This is a genomic window from Nocardiopsis tropica (genome assembly GCF_042660575.1).
GTDB classification, from domain to species: domain Bacteria; phylum Actinomycetota; class Actinomycetes; order Streptosporangiales; family Streptosporangiaceae; genus Nocardiopsis; species Nocardiopsis tropica.
This window is the reverse complement of the sequence record NZ_JBHSUF010000006.1, coordinates 305783-327663: the sequence shown is the minus strand read 5'-3', so window position 1 is coordinate 327663 and position 21881 is coordinate 305783. Positions and strand designations below refer to the sequence as shown.

The window sequence follows — 21881 nt, the reverse complement described above, 5'->3', positions numbered from 1 at the left end:
CCCCGCCGGACCCCGCCACCAGACCCCCGCCGGCCCCCACCACCGGACCCCGCCCCGTCCGCCGACGCTCCCCGGGAGGCACTCCCCGCTCCGCGGCCTCCCCGCCAGATCAGGTCCCCGAGCCCGAGGAATGCGAGACAGACCATGCAGATGCCCGTGCGCCACCTCCTCAACGGCGACACCGACACCGCGACAGCCCACCCGGACGGTCCGAACCTGGACTACGAGCGGACCCTCGACCGCACCGTCGTCCACCGGGAGTCGCTGGCGGAGGTCTTCGTCACCGACACCCAGCCCCTGGGCGGCGACGCCCACGCGGCCGCCGCCCAGCTCCCCCGGTCGCACGCCTACTACGGCGACCACCTTCTCCGCCCCCGCCTCCACGACCCGGTGCTGCTGCTCGAGGCGTGCCGGCAGGTGGGCCTGGCCATCGCCCACACCCACTACGGGGTCCCCTTCGACCACAAGTTCGTGCTCACCACCCTGGGCATCAACATCACGCGCCCCGAGCGGATGGCGGTGGGGACCGCCCCGTGCGCCCTCCGGATGCTCTGCTCGGTCGAGGACAAGAGGGTCAAGGAAGGCCGCGTCGTCGGCTACGACGCCAGGTTCCGCCTGTTCGTCGACGGCACCGAGGTCGGCAACGCCGTCGTCGGCCTGCGCTTCAAGTCCCCGGCGAGCTACGGGGCGCTGCGCCTGAGCAACCGCTCGGGAGCCCCGGTCCCCTCCACGGAGACCTTCGACTTCGCCGTCACCGGGGAGGTCCCCGCCCCCTACCTCGTCGGCCGGTCCAACGGCGACAACGTGGTCCTGACCGGGCTCGCGGGGGACGGGGACGCGGTGTCGGCCTCCCTGCGCGTGCTCCCGCAGCACCCGAGCCTGTTCGACCACGCCCAGGACCACCTGCCCGGCATGGTCCTGATCGAGGCCGGGCGCCAGCTGGCCCTGAACACGCTCATGGAGGTCCAGGGGACCTCGCCCGCCAAGGCCTACCCGGCCGAGATCACCGCCACCTTCACCAGCTTCGGCGAACTGGAGCCCCGGACCGAGGTGCGGGCCCGCACCGCTCCGGCGACCGCGGAGGAGGGCGAAGGGGTCTACTACACGCAGGGCGGGATCGTGGAGTTCATCGCGCCCACCGGCGGCCCGGAGCAGTCCCCGGCCTCCGTCGAGGTGGACGTGCTCCAGCGGGGCGCGTCGATCTGCCGGATCGACGTCGGCCTGGTCCGCCTCCCCGCATGACGCGGACCCCACGGACCCCCTACAGGCAGGAGACCCCATGACCACCCCGAACGAAGAATCCGGCCCCCGGGGACGCGGCATCGCGTTCTTCGACGTGGACGAGACGCTCATCGGACCGAAGAGCATGTTCTCGTTCCTGGAGTTCCACTTCGGGGACGGCTCCAGGGAACCGGGCTCCTACGAGCGCGCCGTCGCCCACCTGCGGGCGGCGGCGGCCCGGGGAGTGCCCCGCCAGGACGTGAACCGCCTCTACTACCGCCTCATGGCGGGGGAGTCCGTCGAGGGGCTGAGAGCCGCCGGACGGAAGTGGTTCTCCGAGGCCGCGAGGGCGCCGGGCTTCTGGCACACCCCGGTGCTGGAGCGGCTGCGCCGCCACAGGGCCGGGGGCGACCTGGTCGTCCTGCTGTCGGGCTCCTTCTTCGCCTGCCTGGACCCGATCGCCGAGGCGGCCGGAGCCCATTGGGCGCTGGGCACGAGGCCCGTCGTGCGCGACGGGCTCCTGACGGGCGAGGTCCTCGTCCCGATGATCGGAGCGACGAAGGGAGTCGCGGCCAGGGCCGCCGCAGCGGTGAGGGACGTCCCCCTGTCCGACTGCACCGCCTACGGGGACCACTCCAGCGACCTGGCGCTGCTCTCGTCCGTCGGCAGCCCGGTGGTCGTCGGCGAGGACTCCGTGCTCGCGGCGCACGCCGAGGCCCACGGGTGGGAGCGCGTCACCGCCGGCTCCGGGCACCCGGTCCCCGCCTCCCGGGGAGAGGAGCCCCGGCCTTCCCGCCGGTGAACGCGCGAAGCCCGCGGACCGCGCCCGGCGCGCGCAGTCCGCGGCAGGGGCCGGCGCCCCCTCCGGGGCCCGCGGCCCCGGGCGACTCCGGAAAGCGCCTCCGCCCGGAGCGGCGGCGGCCCCGAACCCCTCCCGCAGTCCAGCAAGAAGGAGACAGCACGATGACCATCGCCATCCTCGGCACGGGCTCGTACCTGCCGGCCGAAGTGGTCGGCAACGACCCGATCGCCCAGACCGCCGGTGTCACCGACGAGTGGATCCGCCGCAAGACCGGGATCCGTGAGCGCAGACGCGCGGCACCGGACCAGGCCACCTCCGACCTCGCGGCCGAGGCCGGCCGCCGGGCCCTGGCCCAGGCGGGCGTCCCCGCGGACCGCCTGGCCTACGTCATCGTCGCCACGTCCACCCCGGACCACCCCCAGCCCGCCACGGCGAGCATCACCCAGCACCTGCTGGGCGCCTCCTCCGCGGCGGCGTTCGACGTCAACGCCGTGTGCAGCGGGTTCGTCTACGCGCTCTCCGTGGCCGAGCACCTGCTGCGACCCCACGGAGAGGCCTACGCGCTGGTCATCGGCGCCGACATCTACTCCCGCATCCTCGACTACGGCGACCGCAAGACGGCGGTCCTGTTCGGCGACGGCGCGGGGGCGGTCCTCCTGGGGCCCGCCCGGGACCGCGGCGGGGTCGTCGGGACCCAGCTGCTCACGGACGGGGACCACCACCACCTGATCAAGGTCCCGGCCGGCGGGTCGCGGCTGCCCGCGTCCCCGGCGACCCTGGAGCAGGGCGAGCACTTCTTCACGATGGAGGGGCGCGGCGTGCGGGAGTACGTCACCCGGCGCCTGCCCGAGGCGATCCACCGGATGCTCGACGGGATGGGCGTGGGACGGGAGGAGATCCGCCACTTCGTGCCCCACCAGGCCAACGGCGCGATGCTCGCCGACGTCTGGCCTTCCCTGGGCCTGGACCGCGCCCGCCTCCACCTCACGGTGGAGACCCAGGGCAACACCGGGTCGGGGTCGGTGCCCGTCGCCCTCGACACCGTGCACCGGGCGGGCCTGCTCGAACGGGACGACCTCGTCCTGCTCGCGGGGTTCGGCGGCGGCATGAGCGTGGGGCTGGCACTCGTGAGGTGGAGCCCCGTGGCCGCGCAGGCGTCCTCCGTCCTGGCTCCGGCCCGTTCCGGAGGGGCGGTCCCGGTGCACGTCCCGGCGTGACGCCGTCGCCCCCGGGGGGCGGAGACGGAGTCGTGCGACCCGCCGGTGGAGACCGGCCGGCCTTCCGCGCCCGACGGGTGCGGGAGGCCGCCGTCGTGGGCGGCCGAACCGGGGGGCGGCCTGCGGGAACCGTGGTGGTACCGCGTCACCGCGTCGCTTCATGCGCGGGGCCGGCCGCGCCGGGCCTGGTCGGGTTCATCTGGTTCACCGCGTCGCTTCGCGCGCGGGGCCGGCGGACGCGCCCGGCACCGTCTCCGGCGGCGCGCTGTCAGGGGCGGGGGCTCCGGGACGCGGACCCCCGCCGCGCCGGCCCGCCGGGAGCTCCCGGGGAGCGGGCGGCGGACCGCTCCGACCCGGGGCCGGCGGCTCCCGCACGCCCGGCCCGCGCCGGACGGGATGCCCAGGGGGCGCCGGCGGGGACCGGCCTCACTCCTCGCCCAGGTCCGACAGTTCGGTACGGCTCTCGGCCGAGACCTCCGCGCACCGGCTGAGGAAGCGTACGAACTCGCCCTCCTCCTCGCGGCTGAAGGCCTCGCTCAGACGCATCTCCACCCGGATCGCGACCTCGTCCGCCTTGGCGAGCAGCTCCCGCCCGCTGGGCGAGAGCCGTGTCTCCAGGATGTGGGAGTGCAGCGGATGGGGCTTGCGCTCGATGAGTTCGCGCCTGCTCAGGGTCGCGAGCACGGAGGACATCGTCTGGGGGGTCACCAGGCACCGGCGGGCCAGGATCGCGCCTGAGGCCCCCGGCTCCTCGGAGAGTACGAGGAGCACCGTGTACTGGGGGACCGAGAGGTTGAACTGCCGCAGAACGGCGTGCTTCGCAGAGATCAGCTCCTGCTCGGCGCGCTTCAGGTGATGACCGATCCGCTGGTCCATGGGAAGCTGGGTCATCTGGGAATCGTATCTCAGGGCGCTCGTCCCTCCGTGCTCGTCGGCCGTTCGTCAGGTCGGCGTCGGGGCGGCGCCGGGAGCGGCCCAGGGCCACCCCCGGCTGGGGGAGGATCAGTACCGCGCGCCCGCGGTGGCGTCGGCGATGGTGTCGAGTTCGGCGATGTCCTCCGGGGAGAGCACCAGGTCCGCGCCGCCGACGTTCTCGTCCAGGCGTTCGCGCCTCTTGGTCCCCGGGATGGGGACGACGGGCAGTCCCCAGCGCCCGGCCTGGGCGTGGACCCAGGCCAGGGCCACCTGTCCCGGGGTCGCTCCGTGCGCGTCGGCCACGCGCCGCACGATGGCGAGCAGCTCCTGGTTGCGCACGGCGTTCTCGCCGGAGAAGCGCGGCTTGCCGCGGCGGAAGTCGTCGGCGGGCAGCTCGTCCACCGGGGGCAGCGCCCCGGTGAGGAAGCCCCTGCCCAGGGGGGAGTAGGGGACGAAGCCCACGCCGAGCCGCGCGCACTCGCCGATCACGGACTCCTCCACGTCGCGGCTCCAGAGCGACCACTCCGTCTGCACCGCGGCGATCGGGTGCACGGCGTGGGCGGCGCGCAGCTCGTCGGCGCTCACCTCGGACAGCCCGAGGTGGCGCACCTTGCCCTGGGCGACCAGCTCGGCCATGGCCCCGACCGTCTCCTCGACGGGGACGGAGGCGTCGCGCCGGTGCATGTAGTAGAGGTCGATCGTCTCGATGCCGAGGCGGGAGAGGCTGGCGTCGCACGCCGCGCGGACGTATTCCGGGTCCCCGCGGTGGCTGCGCGCGCCGGTGGCCCTGTCGCGGACGATCCCGAACTTGGTGGCGAGGACGACCTCCTCCCGCCGTTCCCGGACGACCTTGCCCACCAGCTCCTCGTTGGCACCGTGTCCGTACATGTCCGCGGTGTCCAGGAAGTTGAGGCCCAGGTCGAGGGCGTGGTGCAGGGTGGCGAGGGAGTCGGCCTCGTCCCCCGGGCCGTAGAACTCGCTCATCCCCATGCAGCCCAGTCCCTGGGCGGAGACGGTGGGTCCGTCGGTGGTCAGCGGAACAGTCCGCATGCGCACTCCTGTGGTCGGTGCTCGTGCTCGACGCGACTCAGGGACGGTGCCACTCGGGGATACGACCGGGGTGCCGCGGACGGCGCGTGCGACCTGTCCCCCTGAATCTATGTCGAGAAGGTATCATAAGATCCCTGATCCTGAATCGATATCGATGGGGTCTGGAGGCGTCCCCCTTCGCGCACCAGGAAGTCGGGGGCCGTGCCGTCCGGACGTTCCCGCAGCATGTGCCGGGAGACGATGACCTCGAAGGACTCGGGCGCCTCCTCCGTGGCCTCGGAGAGGCCCAGGGACTCGGACAGCACGTGCTGCCGGATCCACTCGCCGGTGTAGAGGTCGGGCTGGGTCTCCGGGCGGAGCCTGACGCGCAGGTGGAGCCGCTCGTCCTCGGTGTGGGGGTCGACGAGGACGACCTGGGCCGCCTCGACCGAGTCGAGCCGCAGGGCCAGCGGCACGAGGTCGAGGGGGGAGACCACGCGGCTGAGCGGTCCCATCGGGGCGTCTATACGGCTGTGGGTGCGCACCGCGGGGCCGGGCAGTCCGCAGGCGCAGGCCGCCCACTCGGCCTCCACGCCGGTCTCGTAGCGCAGCAGCGGGACGACCGCCTTCTCGTGGACGACGGTCACCAGCATCCGCCCGTCCACGATCTCCGTGAACTGGTGGGGAAGCGGGTGGAGGGTGTCGTTGGCGCAGTCCGGGCCGCTGTGCCCGATGATCCAGGTCTCCGATGAGCCGAAGAGCGACCACGTGCGCAGGTGGGGGAAGTACGTACGGATCAGCGAGCGGGTGGCCGCGTCCATGGCCGGTCCGCTCCACAGCACCTTGTGCAGGAAGCCCAGGTCACGCCCGGACGCGGCGCAGTAGCGCAGCAGGCTCCGGAAGGTGTCGAGCGTGGTGCCCAGGGCGTTGACCCCGTGGCGCTCGAACAGTTCGAGGTAGGCGTCGATCATCTGGTCGGTCGGCGCGTCCATGGAGAGGGTGGGCACCCCGGCCCTGGCGGCGAGTCCGTTGTGCAGGTCCTGGCAGGCCCGCATGTGGAAGGGGGTGCCGAGGGTGGTGAACAGGTCGCCCGGCTCGAAGGGGCGCACGTGCGGCGCGATCTCGTCCAGGTACAGGTCCGCCGGCACCGCTCCCATGCGCATGGTCGACCGCGTGCCGCCCATGACGTGCAGGGAGGCCCGGGTGAGGGCGGACGGGTCGGTGCGCACCAGGGTGTCGATCGCCCTGCCCAGTTCGTCCCTGCCCAGGGTGGGGAGGTCGAACAGGTCCGGCGCGGAGCCCCCCGCGGTGTGGCCGAGGTACTTCTCCCGCAGCACCGGGATCCTGGACAGCTTGTCCAGCGCCCGCGCCGGGGACGGCGCCTCGCCGTGAGACGTCCGTGAACCGAAATTCGTCGTCATTGTCGCACTCGCGTTCCTGGTGTATTCGGGTGCGGTCGAACATGTGCGTCCGTGCGGCGGCGGTGCCGTTGAAGAACCCGAAGAAGTGAGAAGTGTTCTGGATTTGTCGTCCAGTCGCCGGCGGTGCGGGGCACGGCTACCTTCGCAGGGCATCCAGTCAGGAGAATGCGACGATATCCCGGGGACTGCCGGAGACCCCTGTGACCGGGCGGACACCATTGGTCATCGTGCGTCGTCGGGGCCGTTTCCGGAGTCGGACGATTACTTTCCCGTGCAAGGTGACCTTCGTCACTCACCCCCCTTGTGGGGGTCACCCTCGGTGACCGGGGCGGGGCCCGGGCCCGGGCCCCGCCCCGGACACGCCGAGGTGGCGGACCGGACCGGGCGCGCGCGGCCCGCACGGCCGACTGCGGCCTGTGGACGGCCCGCCGGAGGGCGGGCCCGCGCTATACGCTGGAGGGGTTCACCCCGGACGGCGCCCCACGCTCCCTTCGACGCGGCAGGGCGGGGCGCTCCCCGGGCTGGTCTCCCAACCAAGAGAGAGCACCATGAGTGACATCGAGCGCGAGGTCCACGCGGTAGCCGAGCGGGCCGGGGACGCGGCGGCCGAGCTCGCCCCGCTCAGCCGCGCGGTCAAGGACGCCGCTCTGGTGGCGATCGCCGACGCGCTGGTCAAACGGGCCGGCGAGATCACGGCGGCCAACGCCGAGGACGTCGAGCGGGCGCGCCGGGACGGCACCTCTCCCGCCATGGTCGACCGGCTCACCCTCACACCGGAGCGGATCGAGGCGATCGCCGACGCCGTCCGCGAGATCGTCGAGCTCCCCGACCCGGTGGGCGAGTCCGTGCGGGGCGGGGTGCTGCCCAACGGCCTCGACCTGCGCCAGATCAGGGTTCCGCTCGGTGTCATCGGCATCATCTACGAGGGCCGCCCCAACGTCACCGTGGACGCCGCGGCCCTGTGCCTCAAGAGCGGCAACGCCGCGCTGCTGAGGGGCTCGTCCTCCGCCTACGCCTCCAACACCGCCATCGTCGGCGTCCTGCGTGACGCCCTGGCGGGGACCGGGGTCCCGCAGGACGCCGTCCAGATGGTGCCCGGCCGCACCCGCGAGTCCTCCACCGCGCTCATGCGGGCGCGCGGGCTGGTGGACGTGCTCATCCCGCGCGGCGGCGGCTCCCTGATCCGGGCCGTGGTCCGCGACTCCACCGTTCCCGTGATCGAGACCGGCGAGGGACTGTGCCACGTCTACGTGGACGCCGACGCCGACCTCGCCAAGGCGGTGGCCATCGCCACCAACGCCAAGGCGCAGCGCTGCTCGGTGTGCAACTCCGCCGAGACCCTCCTGGTGCACGAGGCCGTGGCCGACGCCTTCCTGCCCCGGGTGCTGGACGCCCTGGGCGGGGCCGGGGTCACCGTGCACGGCGACCGGCGGGTGCTGGAGGCCGCGGCTGCCCACGGCGCCGGCGCGGACGTGGTCGAGGCCACGGAGGAGGACTGGGCCACCGAGTACCTGTCCATGGACCTCGCCGTGCGCGTCGTACCCACCATCGACGAGGCGATCGCGCACATCCGCCGGTACTCCACCCGGCACACCGAGGCGATCGTCACCGACTCGCTGAAGGCCTCCCGGTACTTCGTGTCCCGGGTCGACTCCGCCGCGGTCATGGTCAACGCCTCCACGCGGTTCACCGACGGGGGGGAGTTCGGCTTCGGCGCCGAGATCGGCATCTCCACGCAGAAGCTGCACGCCAGAGGGCCCATGGGCCTGACCGAGATGACCTCCACCAAGTACGTGGTCACCGGCGACGGCCACCTGAAGTAGCCGGGGGACTCCGAAGGGCCGCCCGGCGAACGGGCGGCCCTTCCGTGTTCGCTCGGAAACCATGCGTGACCGCACATGGTCCGGAACCCATTGGCATCTGGAATGTTTTCCCGCTGGAAACCTGGACAGAAGCGAATCTTCTCAAAGGAAGTATTCCCAAAGCGACGGCAGGTCGGTAATTTCACAGTGGTGTCTCACGGCGCTCTCCCCGCTCTCCTCACGGAGCGCCGCCCCCACGGTCACGACGAAAGGAATCCCCCGCATGAAGCTCCGGAGCAAGGTCGCGGTCCTCGCCACGACAGCCCTGGCCGTCGGCGGCGTCACCCTGATGGCCTCACCGGCCCAGGCTGACCTGGTCACCCTCTGCTCGGGTCACGGCGGTGCGGTCACCCTGCCGACGGACCTCGCGGTCCCGGCCGGCAAGAACTGCTTCCTGGACGGCACCGTCATCCAGGGCGACATCACCGTCCGGCAGGGCGCCAACCTCCACATCGTCGGCGGGGAGGTCGAAGGAGAGGTGATCGTCCAGAAGAACGCCTACTTCGACGCCTCCGACACCACCGTCGGCGACCGCGTGGTCAACCGCGGTTCCTTCGGCACCTACCTCGAGGAGAGCTCCACGGGCGCCGCCCTGCGCACCGTCCCGGTCGAGGGCGGCAACACCGACGGCTTCGCCTTCGTCGTCGACTCCTCCGTGAAGAGCGTCAACGCCGAGGTCGGGGCCGTCTACGTCTCCGGTTCCCGGATCGGCGGCGCGGTCACGGCCGACGGCGTCGAGTACGCCGACATCTACGACTCGGTGGTGCGCGGAGCGCTGACCGTCACCGGCCCGACCGCCGGCGGCATCCTCTGCGACAGCGAGGTCATCGGCGCGGCCACCTACACCGGCGGGACCGGCCCCGTCGCGGTCGGCGCCGGTGAGACCGGGGGCTTCTGCTCCTCGGTCAACTACATCGACGGCGACCTGAGCGTCACCGGTGTGGGCGGCGGCGTCTACGTCGACAACAACATCGTCGGCGGCGACCTGGTCACCTCCGACAACTCCCCGACCGCCCAGGTCGGCGACAACAACCGCGTCCGCGGCGGCATCGTCACGGAGGAGGTCGCCCTGCGCAGCCTCGCCGCAGCCGTGACCGAGGAGTTCGAGGCGCACGAGGAGAACCTGGTCGAGGAGGTCGAGACGGCCCGCGCCGAGACGATCGACGAGGCCATGGCGGCCGGACCCGCCTTCTAGGGCGGCATACGCCACGCAGGTACCGCGACGGCGCCGACGGCCCAGGGCCGTCGGCGCCGTCCCGTGCCCGGGCCGGGTCCCGCGCGGGGTTCGACCTGCCCGAACCGCTGTGCGATCCGGACGCCGACGCCGCACGGCACCGCCGCCGGAGGCCCGGGGCCCGCAGCCGGTGGGCGCGGTCGGCGGCCCGGGCCCGGGCCGCACGCGCGGCGGCCCCGGGGCGCGGGTGCGCCGGGCGGGGCAGGACGCCCGTTTGCCGGCGTCCGGGAGCGACCACCCCGACAGCGAGGAGCAGCGCGTGCCCACCACCGTGTCCTACGGCGACCACCCCAGCCGGAGCGTCCACCGCTGGGAGCCGGAGGGTGCCGGCGGACCCGCGCCCGTCGCCGTCCTGCTGCACGGCGGCTGGTGGCGCGACAGGCACGACGCCGCCCTGATGGATCCGCCGGCCCGCGACCTCGCCTCCGCCGGGTGGGCGGTGTGGAACATCGAGTACCGGCGTACCGGGGACGACGGCGGCGGCTGGCCGCAGACCCTCGACGACGTCGGCGACGCCCTGGCGTACCTCGCCGACGCGGCCGCACGCGAGCCCGAGCGGTACGACCTCGGACGCGTGGTGTGCGTGGGGCACTCCGCCGGAGCACATCTCGCCCTGCTCAACGGCCTCGCGGAGGGTGGGACCCCGGTGACCTCGGTGGTCGCCCTGGCCCCCGTCACCGACCTGGAGCGGTCCGCCCTGGCGGGGCTCGGCGAGGGCGCCGTCGTCCCGTTCCTCGGGCCGGACCCCACCGCGGAGCTCTACCGGGTCAGCTCGCCGGTACGGCGCCCGCTGACCGGCCTGCCGCAGCTGGTGGTGCACGGGGACGCCGACCAGCGCGTCCCGGTCGAGCACAGCCGCGCCTACGCGGACGCGGTGCGCGCGGCGGGCGGCACCGTGGAGTACCACGAGGTCGCCGGGGCCGACCACTTCGCCGTCATCGACCCGCGGGGGCCCGCCTGGGAGGTGGTCCGCGCGTACCTGGCGCGGACGGGCTGATCCGGGCCGGCGGGCGGCCCGCCGCCCGCGGACGCGGGAGGGGGCGGCCCGGCACGGACCGCCCCCTCCCGTCCGTCGTCCCGCCTCCCCGCGCGGGTCCCGGGCGCGGGGCACAGGGTCAGGAGGACCCGTTCGCCCCGTTCGTCCCGCTCGTGCCCTGGTCGGACCGGGCGGAGCCGTTGCGCCACCGGTCGGCGACGTTGTCGAAGATCTTGCCGCCCGCGCTGGCCGCGCTTCCGGCCACGTCGCGCAGGGTGCCCAGGAGCGGGTCCCCCGAGCGCTCCCACGACTCCTTGTAGGACTTGGCGGCGCTGCGGGCCTCCGCGCCGACCCTCGCCTCGCGGTCGGAGGAGCGGCGGGGGTAGTCGCCGCCGAGGATCCGCTGGTAGGAGCCCTCCTCGATCCACCGGTGCAGCTCGGCCAGGCGGACCACCGCGAACGGGTGGGTCTGTCCCATCAGGCTGATCAGCTTGAGGAAGCTGTCGCGGGCGTCGCCGCCGGACTCGTACTCGCGCGCCTGCTCCAGGAACGCGTCGGGGTTCATCTCGACCAGGGTCGAGCCGCCCGCGAGCTTCATCAGCGCGCGCTTGGCGGCCTCGGGGTTCTGGGAGGCCAGGACGCCCGCGCGGTCGCAGGAGAGCTCGGACTTGCGGTACCACTCCTCCAGCGCGGCGACGATGGCCTGGAGGCCGATGTAGCCCAGGGGCACCCACGCCACGCGGGTCGCCAGCCTGATCAGGGCCAGCAGCATGGTGCGGTACACGGCGTGGCCGCTGAGGATGTGCCCGACCTCGTGGCCGATGACGAAGCGCTGCTCCTCGTCGTCCAGCAGGTCGAACAGGCCCGTGGTCATCACGATGAAGGGCCGCTGGCTGCCGATCGCCATGGCGTTGGGCTTGGGGTTCATCTGGATGTAGAGCTCGGGGACCTCGTCCATGTCCAGGACGTAGGCGGCGTCGCGGACGTAGTCGTGGACGTGGGGGAACTGGGTGGGGCCGACCCGGACGGCGCTGGACAGGAACATCAGTCTGAGGGCGCGTTCGTTGAACAGCCCCGACATGCGCTTGAACACCTCGTCGAACCCGCGCAGCGAGCGCAGCGCCACCAGGGCCCCACGGTCGGCGGGGTGCTCGTAGGCGCGGGGTGAGATCTCGGAGAGCCGGACGCGGACGCGGTCTGGTGTGTTGGCCATATCGGCATGCTATGCGGCCCGATGGCGCTTGGCCACGGTTTCGGCCTTCGAGATATGACGCGATTGCCGGGGTGCTCCGACACGCCCGGGAAGCAGACCGAGAAGGTCGCGGTTGTTCCGTTGAAGGGAACAAAACGGGAGGAAGAGGCCGCCGAAGGTGCCCGTTGTCGGCTAACCTCGGTTGGCCGATCCCGGCAAACACGACCCACGTCCACGGCGAAACGGAGCGCACAGTGGCGCACGAGGCTCCAGGCGTCCTCCCAGGTGAAGGCCTCCCTCCACGGCGGAGCGGCGCCGGCCCCACCAAGGTCGGCATCATGGGCGGCACCTTCGACCCCATCCACCACGGGCACCTCGTGGCCGCCAGTGAGGTCGCCCACCTCTTCGGCCTCGACGAGGTGGTGTTCGTGCCCACGGGGCAGCCCTGGCAGAAGGACCCGGCCAAGGTGACCCCCTCCGAGGACCGCTACCTGATGACGGTCATCGCGACCGCGGAGAACCCCCAGTTCCGCGTGGACCGTGTCGAGATCGACCGCTCGGGGCCCACCTACACCCTCGACACCCTCCGCGAGATGCGCTGCAAGTACGGTCCCGAGGTGGAGCTGTACTTCATCACCGGGGCCGACGCGCTGGGCGCCATTCTCAGCTGGCACAACGTCGACGAACTTTTCGATCTCGCGCATTTCGTAGGCTGTAACCGTCCCGGTCACCATCTCAGTGACTCAGGACTGCCCGAGGGCAAGGTCTCCCTGGTGGAGGTCCCCGCGCTGGCGATCTCCTCGACCGAGTGCCGGGAGCGGGTCCGCAAGGGCGAACCCATCTGGTACCTGGTCCCCGACGGCATCGTTCGCTACATCCACAAGACCGGGCTCTACCGGGACAGCTGAAAGGCAGCAAGTACAACGTGACAGCCACCGACAGGGCTCTTGAGCTCGTCAGGGTGGCGGCCGAGGCCGCCTCCGACAAGCTCGCCCAGGAGATCATCGCCTACGACGTCAGCGAGCAGCTGGTCATCACCGAGGCGTTCGTGCTCTGCTCGGCCCCCAACGACCGCCAGGTGCGCTCGATCGTCGACGAGGTCGAGGACCAGCTCCGCCTGAAGGGCGGCGTCAAGCCGCTCCGGCGCGAGGGCGAGCGGGACGGCCGCTGGGTGCTCCTGGACTACGCCGACATCGTCGTGCACGTCCAGCACGAGGAGGAGCGCGGCTACTACGGCCTCGAACGGCTGTGGAAGGACTGCCCCGAGATCGAGCTCCCCGAAGGGGCGCGCGGAGCCGAGCGCACCGCCCTCGACGAGCAGTAACCCTTTCGGACCCACCCCGAGCGGAGAGAAACACCCTGTGAGCGACACCCCTCGCGTGCTGTTCTGGCGGCACGGACGCACGGCCTGGAACGTGGAGAACCGCTTCCAGGGTCAGACCGACATCGAACTCGACCAGGTCGGCCACGCCCAGGCCCGGCGGGCGGGCGGCCTGCTCGCCTCGCTCGGCCCCGACGTCATCGTCGCCTCCGACCTGAAGAGGGCCGCCGACACGGCCGGGTACCTCAGCCGCGCCACAGGGGTGCCCATCGAGTTCGACAAGGGACTGCGCGAGCGGTTCGGGGGGTCCTGGGAGGGGCGGACGGGGGCGGAGCTGTCCGCGCGCTGGCCGTCCGAGCACGCTCGGATGGCCATCCCGGACGGGGAGCCCATCTCCGAGGTCGGCGACCGCATGCGGGCGGCCGTCGACCGGGGACTGGCCAGAACCCCGGCCGGGGGACTGCTCGCGGTGGTCAGCCACGGTGCGGCCGTACGCATCGGGATCGCCCGCATGCTCGGCATCCCCGACGAGCAGCGCGAGATCCTGGGCCCCCTCAGCAACTGCTCCTGGTCGGTGCTCCAGGAGCGCCGGGGGCAGTGGCGGCTCATGGAGCACAACGCGGCGAGCCTGCCCGAACCCGTGGTCCTCAGCGACGACGCCTGAAACCGTTTCGACGTTCTCGCCGGATTCCGCTATGGTTCTGGGAGTCGTGAGGGCGAAAGCCCCCCGACTCCCACACGGGGCTATGGCGCAGTTGGTAGCGCGCCTCCATGGCATGGAGGAGGTCTGGGGTTCGAATCCCCATAGCTCCACGCGACTCTGGGACGACCCTGCTCGGAGGCCTTCGGCCTCCTCGCGGGGTCGTCTTCGTCATGTCTGCCGGGGGGAGACCCCCCGAACCCCCCGAGGTGACCCCCTGGGGTTGGGGCCGCGGTGATCGACGGGGCGGCGGTACCGCGCCTGTCGACGGGGATGCCACCCGTCCGGTCGTGGCGGTTTCCCGTACGGGCTGCTTGTGTCCCGTGTTCTCCGGGACGATCCTGCTCGCGCGTGACCGCGCTCGCCGGGTCATCCTTCGTGTTTGCCGGGGGGAGACCCCCCGAACCCCCCGAGGTGACCCCCTGGGGTTGGGGTCGCGGTGATCGACGGGGCGGCGGCGCCGGGCCTGCCGGCGGTGACGCCCCGTCCGGCCGTGGCGGGTCCCCTCGGGGCCGCGGGAAGCGGCCCCGGGGGGACCGGGGTCAGGGCAGCGCCCGGAAGAACGCGCGGACGTCCTCGACCAGGAGCTCCGGCTCCTCCATGGACAGGAAGTGGCCGCCCCGGCCGAGCTCGGTCCACCGCACCACGTGGTGGTCCCGCTCCGCCCAGCGCCGCACGGTCACGTCCTGCGCGGAGACCAGCACCCCCGTCGGCACCGTCCCCCGCTCGGGGGCCCAGCCGCCGGCCTCCCAGCCCCCGTCCGTCCCCCCGTCCGCCGTCTCCCCGCTGTCCCATCCGCTCGCGGAGTCCTCACTCCAGGAGCTCGCGGACATCTCCTCGTAGTAGATCTGCGCGGACGAGCCCGCCGTGCCGGTCAGCCAGTAGAGCGACACGCACGTGAGCATCCGGTCGCGGTCGAGGGCGGCCTCGGGCAGTGCCTCCTCCGGCTCGCTGAGCTCCTTGAACTTCTCCACCATCCAGGCGAGCTGACCGACGGGCGAGTCGTTGAGCCCGTAGGCCACCGTCTGGGGGCGCTTCGCGTTGCACTGGAGGTAGCCGTCGTTGTAGTCCTGCATCGACTTCCACCGCTCCTCCTCCACCCCCGTCAGGCCCTCGGTGTCGCCCTCCGCGACGGGGAACGTGATCATGGCGTTGAGGTGCACCCCGAGGACCCGCTCCGGCGCCTGCCTCCCCACCTCGGGGGCGACCCACGAGCCCGTGTCGTAGCCATGGACGCCGTAGCGCTCGTAGCCGAGCCGCGACATCAGACCGACCATGACCCCGGCCATCCTGGCCGCCCCCATCCCGGGACCGGCCAGCGGCGTGGAGGGGCCGAACCCCGGCAGGGACGGGACGACCAGGTGGAAGGCCTCCGCCGGGTCGCCCCCGTGGGTGCGCGGGTCGGTGAGCGGACCGATGACGTCCAGGAAGTCGGTGACCGCCCCGGGCCAGCCGTGCAGCATGAGCAGCGGCGTGGCGCCGGGCTCCGGCGAGCGCACGTGCAGGAAGTGGAGGTTCTGCCCGTCGACGACGGTGGTGAACTGGGGGTGGGCGTTGAGCTCCGCCTCGCAGGCCCGCCAGTCGTAGGCCGAACGCCAGTACTCGGCCAGCTCCCTCAGGTATCCCACCGGGACGCCGCGGTCCCAGCCCACCCCCGGGACCTCGTCCGGCCACCGTGTGTTGCCCAGCCTCTCCGCGAGGTCGGTCAGCTGCTCCTGCGGAACCTCCATGCGGAAGGGCCGGATCTCCTGCTGGTCCTGCTCCGTGTTCGTCATGGGTGGAAGCCTAGGAACCGGTTAGGTCGGATCCGTTCCCAACCGGAGGGGAGAATCGGATCCATGGCAGAAACCTCGACGCGCCTGCTCGCGCTGCTCTCGCTGTTGCAGGCCCACCGCGTGCGGTCCGGCGCCGAGCTGGCGGAGCGGCTCGGCGTCACCGCGCGCACGATCCGCCGCGACGTGGACCGCCTGCGGGGGCTCGGCTACCCGGTGCACGCGACCAGGGGCACCGCCGGGTACCGGCTGGGGGCCGGCGCCGCGATGCCGCCGCTGCTGCTCGACGACGAGGAGGCCGTCGCCGTGGTGGTGGGCCTGCGCACCGCCGCCGACGGCTCCGTCAGCGGCGGCGAGGAGGCCTCGCTGCGCGCGCTCGCCAAGCTCGAACAGGTCCTGCCCCCGCGTCTGCGCAGCCGGGTCGACACCCTGCACGGCGCCACCCTGCGGGCCGGGGCGGAACCTGGGCCGACCGTGTCACACGAGACGCTGATGGCCGTCGCCGAGGCCTGCCGGCGCAGGGAGCTCCTGCGCTTCGGCTACACGAGTCCGCGCGGGGGTCCGACGGTCCGGACGGTCGAACCGCACAACCTGGTCAGCTTCGGCCGGCGCTGGTACCTGGTCGCCTTCGACACCGACAGGCAGGACTGGCGAAGCTTCCGCGTGGACCGGCTCACCCCCCGGACCCCCACGGGCCCCCGGTTCGTCCCCCGCGAGCCTCCCCACGGCGACGCGGCCGCCTACCTCGCCCGTCAGCTGTCCTCGGAGACCTGGCCCTTCCGCGCCGTCGTCAGGCTGCACGCCTCCTCCGAGACCGCCGCCGACCGCGTGTGGCCGGGCATGGGTGTCCTGGAGGCCGTCGACGAGCACAGCTGCCTGTTCCACGTGGGCTCGGAATCCCCCTCCGACCTGGTCTGGATGATCACGTCGGTGGGATTGGACTTCACCCTGGTCAGCGGACCGGACGGACTCGCCGACGCCTTCCGCGACCAGGCCGCCCGCTGCACGGCCGCGGTGGAGGACGGCCCGTCCCGGGCGCGGTGAGGCCCCCGGGGCAGGGGTCTCCAGGCGCCGGCGGGCCCCCGCCCGAGGCGCCGGGGGCGGCCTCCGTGTCGTCCCCTTCGGCATGTCGGGGCCCTGACCGGCGGAACGGCGTCATGATGGAGACGGGAACGGGGGCCGGTCGGCGGGACAGGAGAGACCATGGAACTCAGCGTCAACACCTTGCTCAGCCTCGACGGCGTGATGCAGGGGCCGGGTGCGCCGGACGAGGACACCAGCGGCGGCTTCACCAGGGGAGGCTGGCTGGTTCCCCACGCCGACGAGGACATGGGCCGGATCGTGGACGGGTGGTTCGCCGCGGGGGAGGCGCTGCTGTTCGGCCGCTCCACCTACGCCATGATGCGCGACTACTGGCGGGAGGTCACCGACCCCGGGGACCGGGTGGCCACGGCGCTCAACAGCCGTCCCAAGTACCTGGTCTCGACCACCGCGGGCCGGACGGGCGCGGACTGGGGCGACACCACGCTCATCGCCGAGGACGTCCTCGGGAGCGTGCGTGCGCTCAAGGAGCGCCCGGGCGGCGAGATCCAGGTCCACGGCAGCTGGCGGCTCGCCCGGGCCCTCCACGCGGCCGGGCTGGTCGACGTGTTCCGCCTGCTGATCTTCCCGACGGTCGTGGGAGACGGCAAGCGGCTGTTCGACGAGAGGACGGAGCCGCTCGGCTTCACCGTCGAGGGGAGCGCCGCCACGCCCGCCGGGCTCCTCTCGCTCACCCTGCGCCCCGCGCCCTTCACCACCGGCGGCTTCGGGGTCGTGGACGGGCGTGAGACGGTCCTCTGACGGGGGCCGCCGCGTGCGGCGCCCGCACCGGCCGGGGGCGGGTTCCGCGGGCGCCCGCCCCTCAGACCCGGCGCAGCCAGACCGCGGCGTCCCCGGGAAGCCGCCCGTCCAGTTCCGTGCTGGCCACCAGCACCTCGCCGGGCGGCAGCTCCACGGGCTCCCGGCCCGTGTTGACCAGGACCAGTACCCCGGGCCCCCTCCAGAAGGCCAGCACCGGGCCCAGGTTCAGCGTGTCGTCCCAGACCAGGGTCCGGTCCGCGCAGAAGTCCGGGCGGTGCGCCAGAGCCCTCCGGTACAGGTTGAGCACCGAACCGGGGTCCCCGGACTCGGCCTCCACGGACCACCGTCCCCAGCCCTCGGGCTGGGGGAGCCAGGAGCCGCCCGCACCGAACCCGTACGAGGGGCCGTCCGGGGTCCACGGCAACGGTACCCGGCACCCGTCGCGCCCCTTGTCGGTGCGGCCGCTGCGCTCCCAGCGGGGATCCTCCAGGGCCTCGGCGGGCAGGCCGGCCGCCTCGGGCAGGCCCAGCTCCTCGCCCTGGTAGACGTACGCGGACCCGGGCAGCGCCAGCTCCAGCAGCGCGAGCGCCCGGGCCCGCCGGGTCCCCAGCTCCAGGTCGGGCTCGGGGTCGCGCCCGTCCGAGAGCAGCCACGTCCCCTGGTCGGTCCCGCGGGGCAGCCCCAGCACCGACACCGGGCGCACGACGTCGTGGTTGCCCACCACCCACGTGGGCGCCGTGCCGACGTGCGCGGCGTCCGCGATCGACGCGTCGATCACGCGGCGGTAGGAGTCGGCGTCCCACTCCGTCCTCAGGAAGTCGAAGTTGAACGCCTGGTCGAGCTCGTCCGGCCGGGTGTACAGCCGCCGCCGGTCGCCGGGCAGCCACACCTCGCCCACCGTGGCCCGGGGCGGGTCGAACTCCGCCAGCACGCGGCGCCAGTCCCGGTACACCTCGTGGACCCCGGGCCGGTCGAGGAGCGGGTGGTCGGGGTTGGCCGCGATGTCCTCGAACCGGCCGCCGTCCACCAGGACCAGGTCGCGCAGCGGCTCACGCAGGTCCTTGACCAGTGCGTAGGCGACGTCGATGCGGAACCCGTCCACCCCGCGACCGCTCCAGAACCGCAGGATGCCCCGGAACTCCTCGCGCACCCTCGGCTCGTCCCAGTTCAGGTCGGGCTGCTCGCGCGCGAACAGGTGCAGGTACCACTGGCCGTCCTCCACGCGCGTCCACGCCGGTCCGCCGAACGTCGACCGCCAGTTGGTCGGGGGGAGCCCGCCGTCCTCGCCCCTGCCGTCGCGGAAGACGTACAGGTCGCGCTCGGGCGAGCCGGGGCCGGCGGCCAGGGCGTCCCGGAACCACGGGTGCTCCTCGGAGGTGTGGTTGGGCACGATGTCGACCATCACGCGCAGGCCGAGTCCGTGCGCGGCCGCCACCATCGCGTCGAAGTCCTCCAGGGTGCCCAGCCGCGGGTCCACGGCCCGGAAGTCGGACACGTCGTACCCGCCGTCCGCCCACGGGGAGGCGTAGAACGGCGACAGCCAGATCCCGTCCGCGCCCAGGTCGGCGATGTGACCGAGCCGGGCGGTGATGCCGGGGAGGTCACCGACCCCGTCCCCGTCGGAGTCCGCGAAACTGCGCGGGTAGATCTGGTAAAGGACCGCGTCGCGCCACCACTGCTGCATGGTTCCCCTTCGCTGATCGGGTGTTCGGGCCGTCGTGCGGGTCGTCGGCGGGCCGTGCGGGCGCCCCGCCCCGGCGCGCTCACGCCGTTGCCCCGTCCCCGGGGACCGGGGTCAGGTGGACAGCCCGCGCGCGCCCCGGGGGGCCGCGGTGGACTGCCGGAGGATGATCTGGGTGGGCATCTCCACGTGCGTGTCGGTCCGGGCCTTCCCGTCGAGGATGCCCACGGTGAGCCGTCCGGCGGCCAGGCCGGTGTCGTAGGGGGCCTGGTCCACGGTCGTCAGGTCCAGGACGGCGGCGGCGTCGTGGTTGTCGAACCCCATGAGGGAGATGGAGCCGGGCACGCGGACCCCCGAGCGCCGCAGGATCCGGTGCGCGCCCATCGCGATGTCGTCGAACTCGGCGAGCACCGCCGTGGGCGGGTCCTGGTCGGACAGGAGCTCTCCCATGGCGAGCTCGCCCCCCGCGTGGCCGGTCGCCTTGCCGACGCTCCAGGGCGCCAGGCCCGCCGTGGCCATCGCCGCCCCGTACCCCTCGAGCCGGTGTCGGGAGCTGGTGCTGGACCACTCCTCCCGCCGGGCTCCGATGTAGGCGATACGGGTGTGCCCCAGGTTCAGCAGGTGCCGGGTGGCTCCGGCGGCGCCCGCGCGGTCGTCGATGTACACGCTTGCCCGCCCCGGGACGCACTGGCCCACGAGCACCACGGGCACCCCGACGTCGTCCAGGCGGTGGCACTCGTCCTCGGACAGGTCCATCGACACCGTGACGACGGCGTCGGAGTTGCGCCGGAGGGGGAGCGCGCGCGTCCAGCCCTCGCGGGCCCGGGTCTCGCCGACCTGGTACACGAGCATGTCGAGGTCCGCCTCGCGCAGCGCGTCGCTGACCCCCGACAGGACCACCCCGAAGAACCACGGCTGGAGGAAGGGGACGACCACCGCGACCCGGCCCGTGCGGCCGGTGACCAGGCCCGAAGCGTTCCGAGAGACCACGTAGGAGAGTTCGTCCGCGGCGCGCTGGACGCGCAGGCGCACGTCGGGGGCGACACCGGGGGCGCCGCGCAGGACACGGGAGACCGTCGAGAGCGAGACGCCCGCCCGGTGGGCGACGTCCCGCATGCTCGCGGGTTGGCTGGACATGCTGCCTACGTTAAGAGTGTGGCCCGTGTCATGGCAACGTTTTCAACGAGTCTGCCGACACGAGGAACGCCATTCCCCCTGTAGCAGGCAGATCCGGATAAGTTTTGTGTTGACTGGATCACATGGCGGTGGCATCGTTTTCGCACGACCCCGGGGGGATGACCCAGGACACACTCGACGGCGCGCGCCCGGCCACCGCCCGGCGCGGAAGGAGAGAGTCATGTCAGAGCTTTCACGCCACAAGAGGTACGCGGTGCGCACCGGTGCGGCGGGCCTGGCCGCACTCGGCCTGACACTGGCCACCGCGTGCGGAACGCCTCCGGGGGAGGGGTCGGAAGAGGAGGGGGAGAGCGCGGGACTCGCCGAGGACCCGCAGTTCGTGTGGGCGGTCACCGGCGCCGACCGGCAGGTCCACGAGGAGGTCGCCCGCCTCTGGAACGAGAGGAACCCCGACCGGCAGGTCGACATCTTCTTCCTGGCGCCGACCGCGGACGAACAGCGGCAGGCCATGTTCCAGGACCTCCAGAGCCAGGCCGGGGAGTTCGACGTCCTCGGCCTCGACGTCATCTGGACCGGCGAGTTCGCCGACTACGGGTACATCGAGAGCCTGGAGGACCTGAGATCCGAGGTCGACGGCGTCAGCCTGGACGGCGCCGTCGACAGCGCGCAGTGGCAGCAGGAGCTGTACGCGCTCCCGTACTCCTCCAACGGAGCGTTCCTCTACTACCGCACCGACCTCGTCGACGAGCCCCCCGCCACGTGGGAGGAGCTGTACGAGACCGGCACCGAGGCCGCCGAGGAGGCCGGCATCTCCGGCTACGTCGGCCAGGGCGACCAGTACGAGGGGCTCGTCGTCAACTTCCTCGAGCTGTACTGGTCCGCGGGAGGGGAGCTGTTCGACGACGCCCAGTCGCAGAGCACCTTCCTGGAGGGCGACGCCGCCACCACGGCGCTGGACTTCATGACCGAGGCCTACGACAGCGGCTTCTACGCCGAGGGGTTCGACTCCATGGTCGAGGACGACGCACGCGCCCTCTTCCAGGCCGGCGAGGCCGTGTACATGCGCAACTGGCCCTACGCCATCCCGCTCCTGGAGGGCGAGGGAGGCGAGGAGAGCGCGGTCGCCGACGACTTCGCCGTGGCGCCGCTGCCCACCTTCACGGGCGAGGGCACGACCAGCGCGCTCGGCGGGCTCAACAACGCGGTCAGCACCCTGAGCGAGAACAAGGACCTGGCCCGCGAGTTCGTCCTGTGGGCGGCCACCGATCCCGAGGCCCAGGACATCCTGGCCACCAACAGCCTGCCGCCGACCATGCAGAGCGCCTACGAGGACACGGAGGACCCCCACCTGGAGGTGCTCGGCGAGATCCTCGGCGACGCGCACGCGCGTCCGCCGGTGCCGGGATACAACTCGATGTCGCTGGTCATGCAGGAGAACCTGCACGCCGCCTACCTGGGGCAGGAGGACCCGGCCGCGGCCCTGGAGGCCGTGGACCGGTCGGCCGACGAAGCCCTAGAGCAAGAGTAGGTCCGATGGCGAAGACCCAGAGCGTCAGTAC

General features: G+C 72.8%; 19 protein-coding genes and 1 tRNA gene. 13 read left to right on the top strand and 7 right to left on the bottom strand.

The genetic code is table 11. The features are described 5' to 3' along the window. Positions 1-144: 144 nt before the first annotated feature. The 3 genes from ACFQBR_RS12395 to ACFQBR_RS12385 all read left to right on the top strand — a co-directional run bounded on the left by ACFQBR_RS12395 (position 145) and on the right by ACFQBR_RS12385 (position 3240). A complete protein-coding gene (locus ACFQBR_RS12395) occupies positions 145-1242 on the top strand; it encodes a ScbA/BarX family gamma-butyrolactone biosynthesis protein (RefSeq protein WP_267948618.1) in 1098 nt (365 codons plus the stop codon). Positions 1243-1279: 37 nt separating this feature from the next. After that, positions 1280-2023, top strand: a complete 744-nt coding sequence (locus ACFQBR_RS12390) for an HAD family hydrolase (RefSeq protein ID WP_344185041.1) — start codon at positions 1280-1282, stop codon at positions 2021-2023. Between the two features lie 161 nt (positions 2024-2184). Beyond that, positions 2185-3240: a 3-oxoacyl-ACP synthase III family protein gene (locus ACFQBR_RS12385; RefSeq protein WP_267948620.1), complete on the top strand. Its 1056-nt coding sequence runs from the start codon at positions 2185-2187 to the stop codon at positions 3238-3240. 426 nt (positions 3241-3666) lie between these two features. Here ACFQBR_RS12385 and ACFQBR_RS12380 read toward each other — a convergent pair whose 3' ends face one another. The 3 genes from ACFQBR_RS12380 to ACFQBR_RS12370 all read right to left on the bottom strand — a co-directional run bounded on the left by ACFQBR_RS12380 (position 3667) and on the right by ACFQBR_RS12370 (position 6605). Beyond that, positions 3667-4131, bottom strand: coding sequence for a MarR family winged helix-turn-helix transcriptional regulator (locus ACFQBR_RS12380; RefSeq protein WP_344185042.1), 465 nt, complete (start codon positions 4129-4131; stop codon positions 3667-3669). A 111-nt stretch (positions 4132-4242) separates the two neighbouring features. Then, the gene (locus ACFQBR_RS12375) at positions 4243-5205 is read right to left on the bottom strand and encodes an aldo/keto reductase (RefSeq protein ID WP_330159102.1); all 963 of its coding nucleotides are present in this window, start codon (positions 5203-5205) and stop codon (positions 4243-4245) included. A 107-nt stretch (positions 5206-5312) separates the two neighbouring features. Beyond that, complete coding sequence (locus tag ACFQBR_RS12370) at positions 5313-6605, bottom strand: phenylacetate--CoA ligase family protein (protein WP_344185043.1); 1293 nt, start codon at positions 6603-6605, stop codon at positions 5313-5315. Positions 6606-7153: 548 nt separating this feature from the next. On the opposite strand from ACFQBR_RS12370, the gene ACFQBR_RS12365 reads away from it, so the two are divergent. The 3 genes from ACFQBR_RS12365 to ACFQBR_RS12355 all read left to right on the top strand — a co-directional run bounded on the left by ACFQBR_RS12365 (position 7154) and on the right by ACFQBR_RS12355 (position 10698). Beyond that, complete coding sequence (locus ACFQBR_RS12365) at positions 7154-8428, top strand: glutamate-5-semialdehyde dehydrogenase (RefSeq protein WP_267948624.1); 1275 nt, start codon at positions 7154-7156, stop codon at positions 8426-8428. A 262-nt stretch (positions 8429-8690) separates the two neighbouring features. After that, positions 8691-9662, top strand: a complete 972-nt coding sequence (locus tag ACFQBR_RS12360) for a hypothetical protein (protein ID WP_267948625.1) — start codon at positions 8691-8693, stop codon at positions 9660-9662. Between the two features lie 298 nt (positions 9663-9960). Continuing rightward, a complete protein-coding gene (locus tag ACFQBR_RS12355; RefSeq protein ID WP_267948626.1) occupies positions 9961-10698 on the top strand; it encodes an alpha/beta hydrolase family protein in 738 nt (245 codons plus the stop codon). A 118-nt stretch (positions 10699-10816) separates the two neighbouring features. On the opposite strand, the gene ACFQBR_RS12350 is transcribed toward ACFQBR_RS12355, so the two are convergent. Further along, a complete protein-coding gene (locus ACFQBR_RS12350; RefSeq protein WP_344184025.1) occupies positions 10817-11890 on the bottom strand; it encodes a M48 family metallopeptidase in 1074 nt (357 codons plus the stop codon). Positions 11891-12123: 233 nt separating this feature from the next. On the opposite strand from ACFQBR_RS12350, the gene nadD reads away from it, so the two are divergent. From nadD to ACFQBR_RS12330, 4 genes are all read left to right on the top strand, one after another. Continuing rightward, positions 12124-12777, top strand: a complete 654-nt coding sequence (gene nadD, locus ACFQBR_RS12345) for a nicotinate-nucleotide adenylyltransferase (RefSeq protein ID WP_267948628.1) — start codon at positions 12124-12126, stop codon at positions 12775-12777. A 17-nt stretch (positions 12778-12794) separates the two neighbouring features. Next, complete coding sequence (gene rsfS, locus ACFQBR_RS12340; protein ID WP_267948629.1) at positions 12795-13193, top strand: ribosome silencing factor; 399 nt, start codon at positions 12795-12797, stop codon at positions 13191-13193. Positions 13194-13230: 37 nt separating this feature from the next. Beyond that, positions 13231-13854 carry a histidine phosphatase family protein gene (locus ACFQBR_RS12335; RefSeq protein ID WP_344184026.1) on the top strand — a complete coding sequence of 208 codons (624 nt, stop codon included), beginning with the start codon at positions 13231-13233 and terminating at the stop codon, positions 13852-13854. A gap of 76 nt (positions 13855-13930) precedes the next feature. Next, positions 13931-14003: transfer RNA gene (locus tag ACFQBR_RS12330), tRNA-Ala, on the top strand. A gap of 429 nt (positions 14004-14432) precedes the next feature. Here ACFQBR_RS12330 and ACFQBR_RS12325 read toward each other — a convergent pair. After that, entirely contained in the window at positions 14433-15665 is a 1233-nt protein-coding gene (locus ACFQBR_RS12325; RefSeq protein ID WP_344184027.1) for an epoxide hydrolase family protein, read from the bottom strand. Between the two features lie 63 nt (positions 15666-15728). On the opposite strand from ACFQBR_RS12325, the gene ACFQBR_RS12320 reads away from it, so the two are divergent. Both ACFQBR_RS12320 and ACFQBR_RS12315 read left to right on the top strand, forming a co-directional pair. Beyond that, a complete protein-coding gene (locus ACFQBR_RS12320; RefSeq protein WP_344184028.1) occupies positions 15729-16706 on the top strand; it encodes a helix-turn-helix transcriptional regulator in 978 nt (325 codons plus the stop codon). A 159-nt stretch (positions 16707-16865) separates the two neighbouring features. Then, positions 16866-17504, top strand: a complete 639-nt coding sequence (locus ACFQBR_RS12315; RefSeq protein ID WP_344184029.1) for a dihydrofolate reductase family protein — start codon at positions 16866-16868, stop codon at positions 17502-17504. A 61-nt stretch (positions 17505-17565) separates the two neighbouring features. On the opposite strand, the gene ACFQBR_RS12310 is transcribed toward ACFQBR_RS12315, so the two are convergent. Further along, complete coding sequence (locus ACFQBR_RS12310) at positions 17566-19188, bottom strand: glycoside hydrolase family 13 protein (RefSeq protein ID WP_344184030.1); 1623 nt, start codon at positions 19186-19188, stop codon at positions 17566-17568. Between the two features lie 111 nt (positions 19189-19299). After that, entirely contained in the window at positions 19300-20322 is a 1023-nt protein-coding gene (locus ACFQBR_RS12305) for a LacI family DNA-binding transcriptional regulator (RefSeq protein ID WP_267948635.1), read from the bottom strand. A 220-nt stretch (positions 20323-20542) separates the two neighbouring features. On the opposite strand from ACFQBR_RS12305, the gene ACFQBR_RS12300 reads away from it, so the two are divergent. Beyond that, entirely contained in the window at positions 20543-21850 is a 1308-nt protein-coding gene (locus tag ACFQBR_RS12300; protein ID WP_267948636.1) for an ABC transporter substrate-binding protein, read from the top strand. Positions 21851-21881 lie beyond the last annotated feature (31 nt).

Excerpts from the sequence above, each read along its gene's own strand:
- ACFQBR_RS12395 (WP_267948618.1), top strand. The coding sequence starts at position 145 with ATGCAGATGCCCGTGCGCCACCTCCTCAACGGCGACACCGACACCGCG.
- ACFQBR_RS12390 (WP_344185041.1), top strand. The coding sequence starts at position 1,280 with ATGACCACCCCGAACGAAGAATCCGGCCCCCGGGGACGCGGCATCGCG.
- ACFQBR_RS12385 (WP_267948620.1), top strand. The coding sequence starts at position 2,185 with ATGACCATCGCCATCCTCGGCACGGGCTCGTACCTGCCGGCCGAAGTG.
- ACFQBR_RS12380 (WP_344185042.1), bottom strand. The coding sequence starts at position 4,131 with ATGACCCAGCTTCCCATGGACCAGCGGATCGGTCATCACCTGAAGCGC.
- ACFQBR_RS12375 (WP_330159102.1), bottom strand. The coding sequence starts at position 5,205 with ATGCGGACTGTTCCGCTGACCACCGACGGACCCACCGTCTCCGCCCAG.
- ACFQBR_RS12370 (WP_344185043.1), bottom strand. The coding sequence starts at position 6,605 with ATGACGACGAATTTCGGTTCACGGACGTCTCACGGCGAGGCGCCGTCC.
- ACFQBR_RS12365 (WP_267948624.1), top strand. The coding sequence starts at position 7,154 with ATGAGTGACATCGAGCGCGAGGTCCACGCGGTAGCCGAGCGGGCCGGG.
- ACFQBR_RS12360 (WP_267948625.1), top strand. The coding sequence starts at position 8,691 with ATGAAGCTCCGGAGCAAGGTCGCGGTCCTCGCCACGACAGCCCTGGCC.
- ACFQBR_RS12350 (WP_344184025.1), bottom strand. The coding sequence starts at position 11,890 with ATGGCCAACACACCAGACCGCGTCCGCGTCCGGCTCTCCGAGATCTCA.
- ACFQBR_RS12325 (WP_344184027.1), bottom strand. The coding sequence starts at position 15,665 with ATGACGAACACGGAGCAGGACCAGCAGGAGATCCGGCCCTTCCGCATG.
- ACFQBR_RS12320 (WP_344184028.1), top strand. The coding sequence starts at position 15,729 with ATGGCAGAAACCTCGACGCGCCTGCTCGCGCTGCTCTCGCTGTTGCAG.
- ACFQBR_RS12315 (WP_344184029.1), top strand. The coding sequence starts at position 16,866 with ATGGAACTCAGCGTCAACACCTTGCTCAGCCTCGACGGCGTGATGCAG.
- ACFQBR_RS12310 (WP_344184030.1), bottom strand. The coding sequence starts at position 19,188 with ATGCAGCAGTGGTGGCGCGACGCGGTCCTTTACCAGATCTACCCGCGC.
- ACFQBR_RS12305 (WP_267948635.1), bottom strand. The coding sequence starts at position 20,322 with ATGTCCAGCCAACCCGCGAGCATGCGGGACGTCGCCCACCGGGCGGGC.
- ACFQBR_RS12300 (WP_267948636.1), top strand. The coding sequence starts at position 20,543 with ATGTCAGAGCTTTCACGCCACAAGAGGTACGCGGTGCGCACCGGTGCG.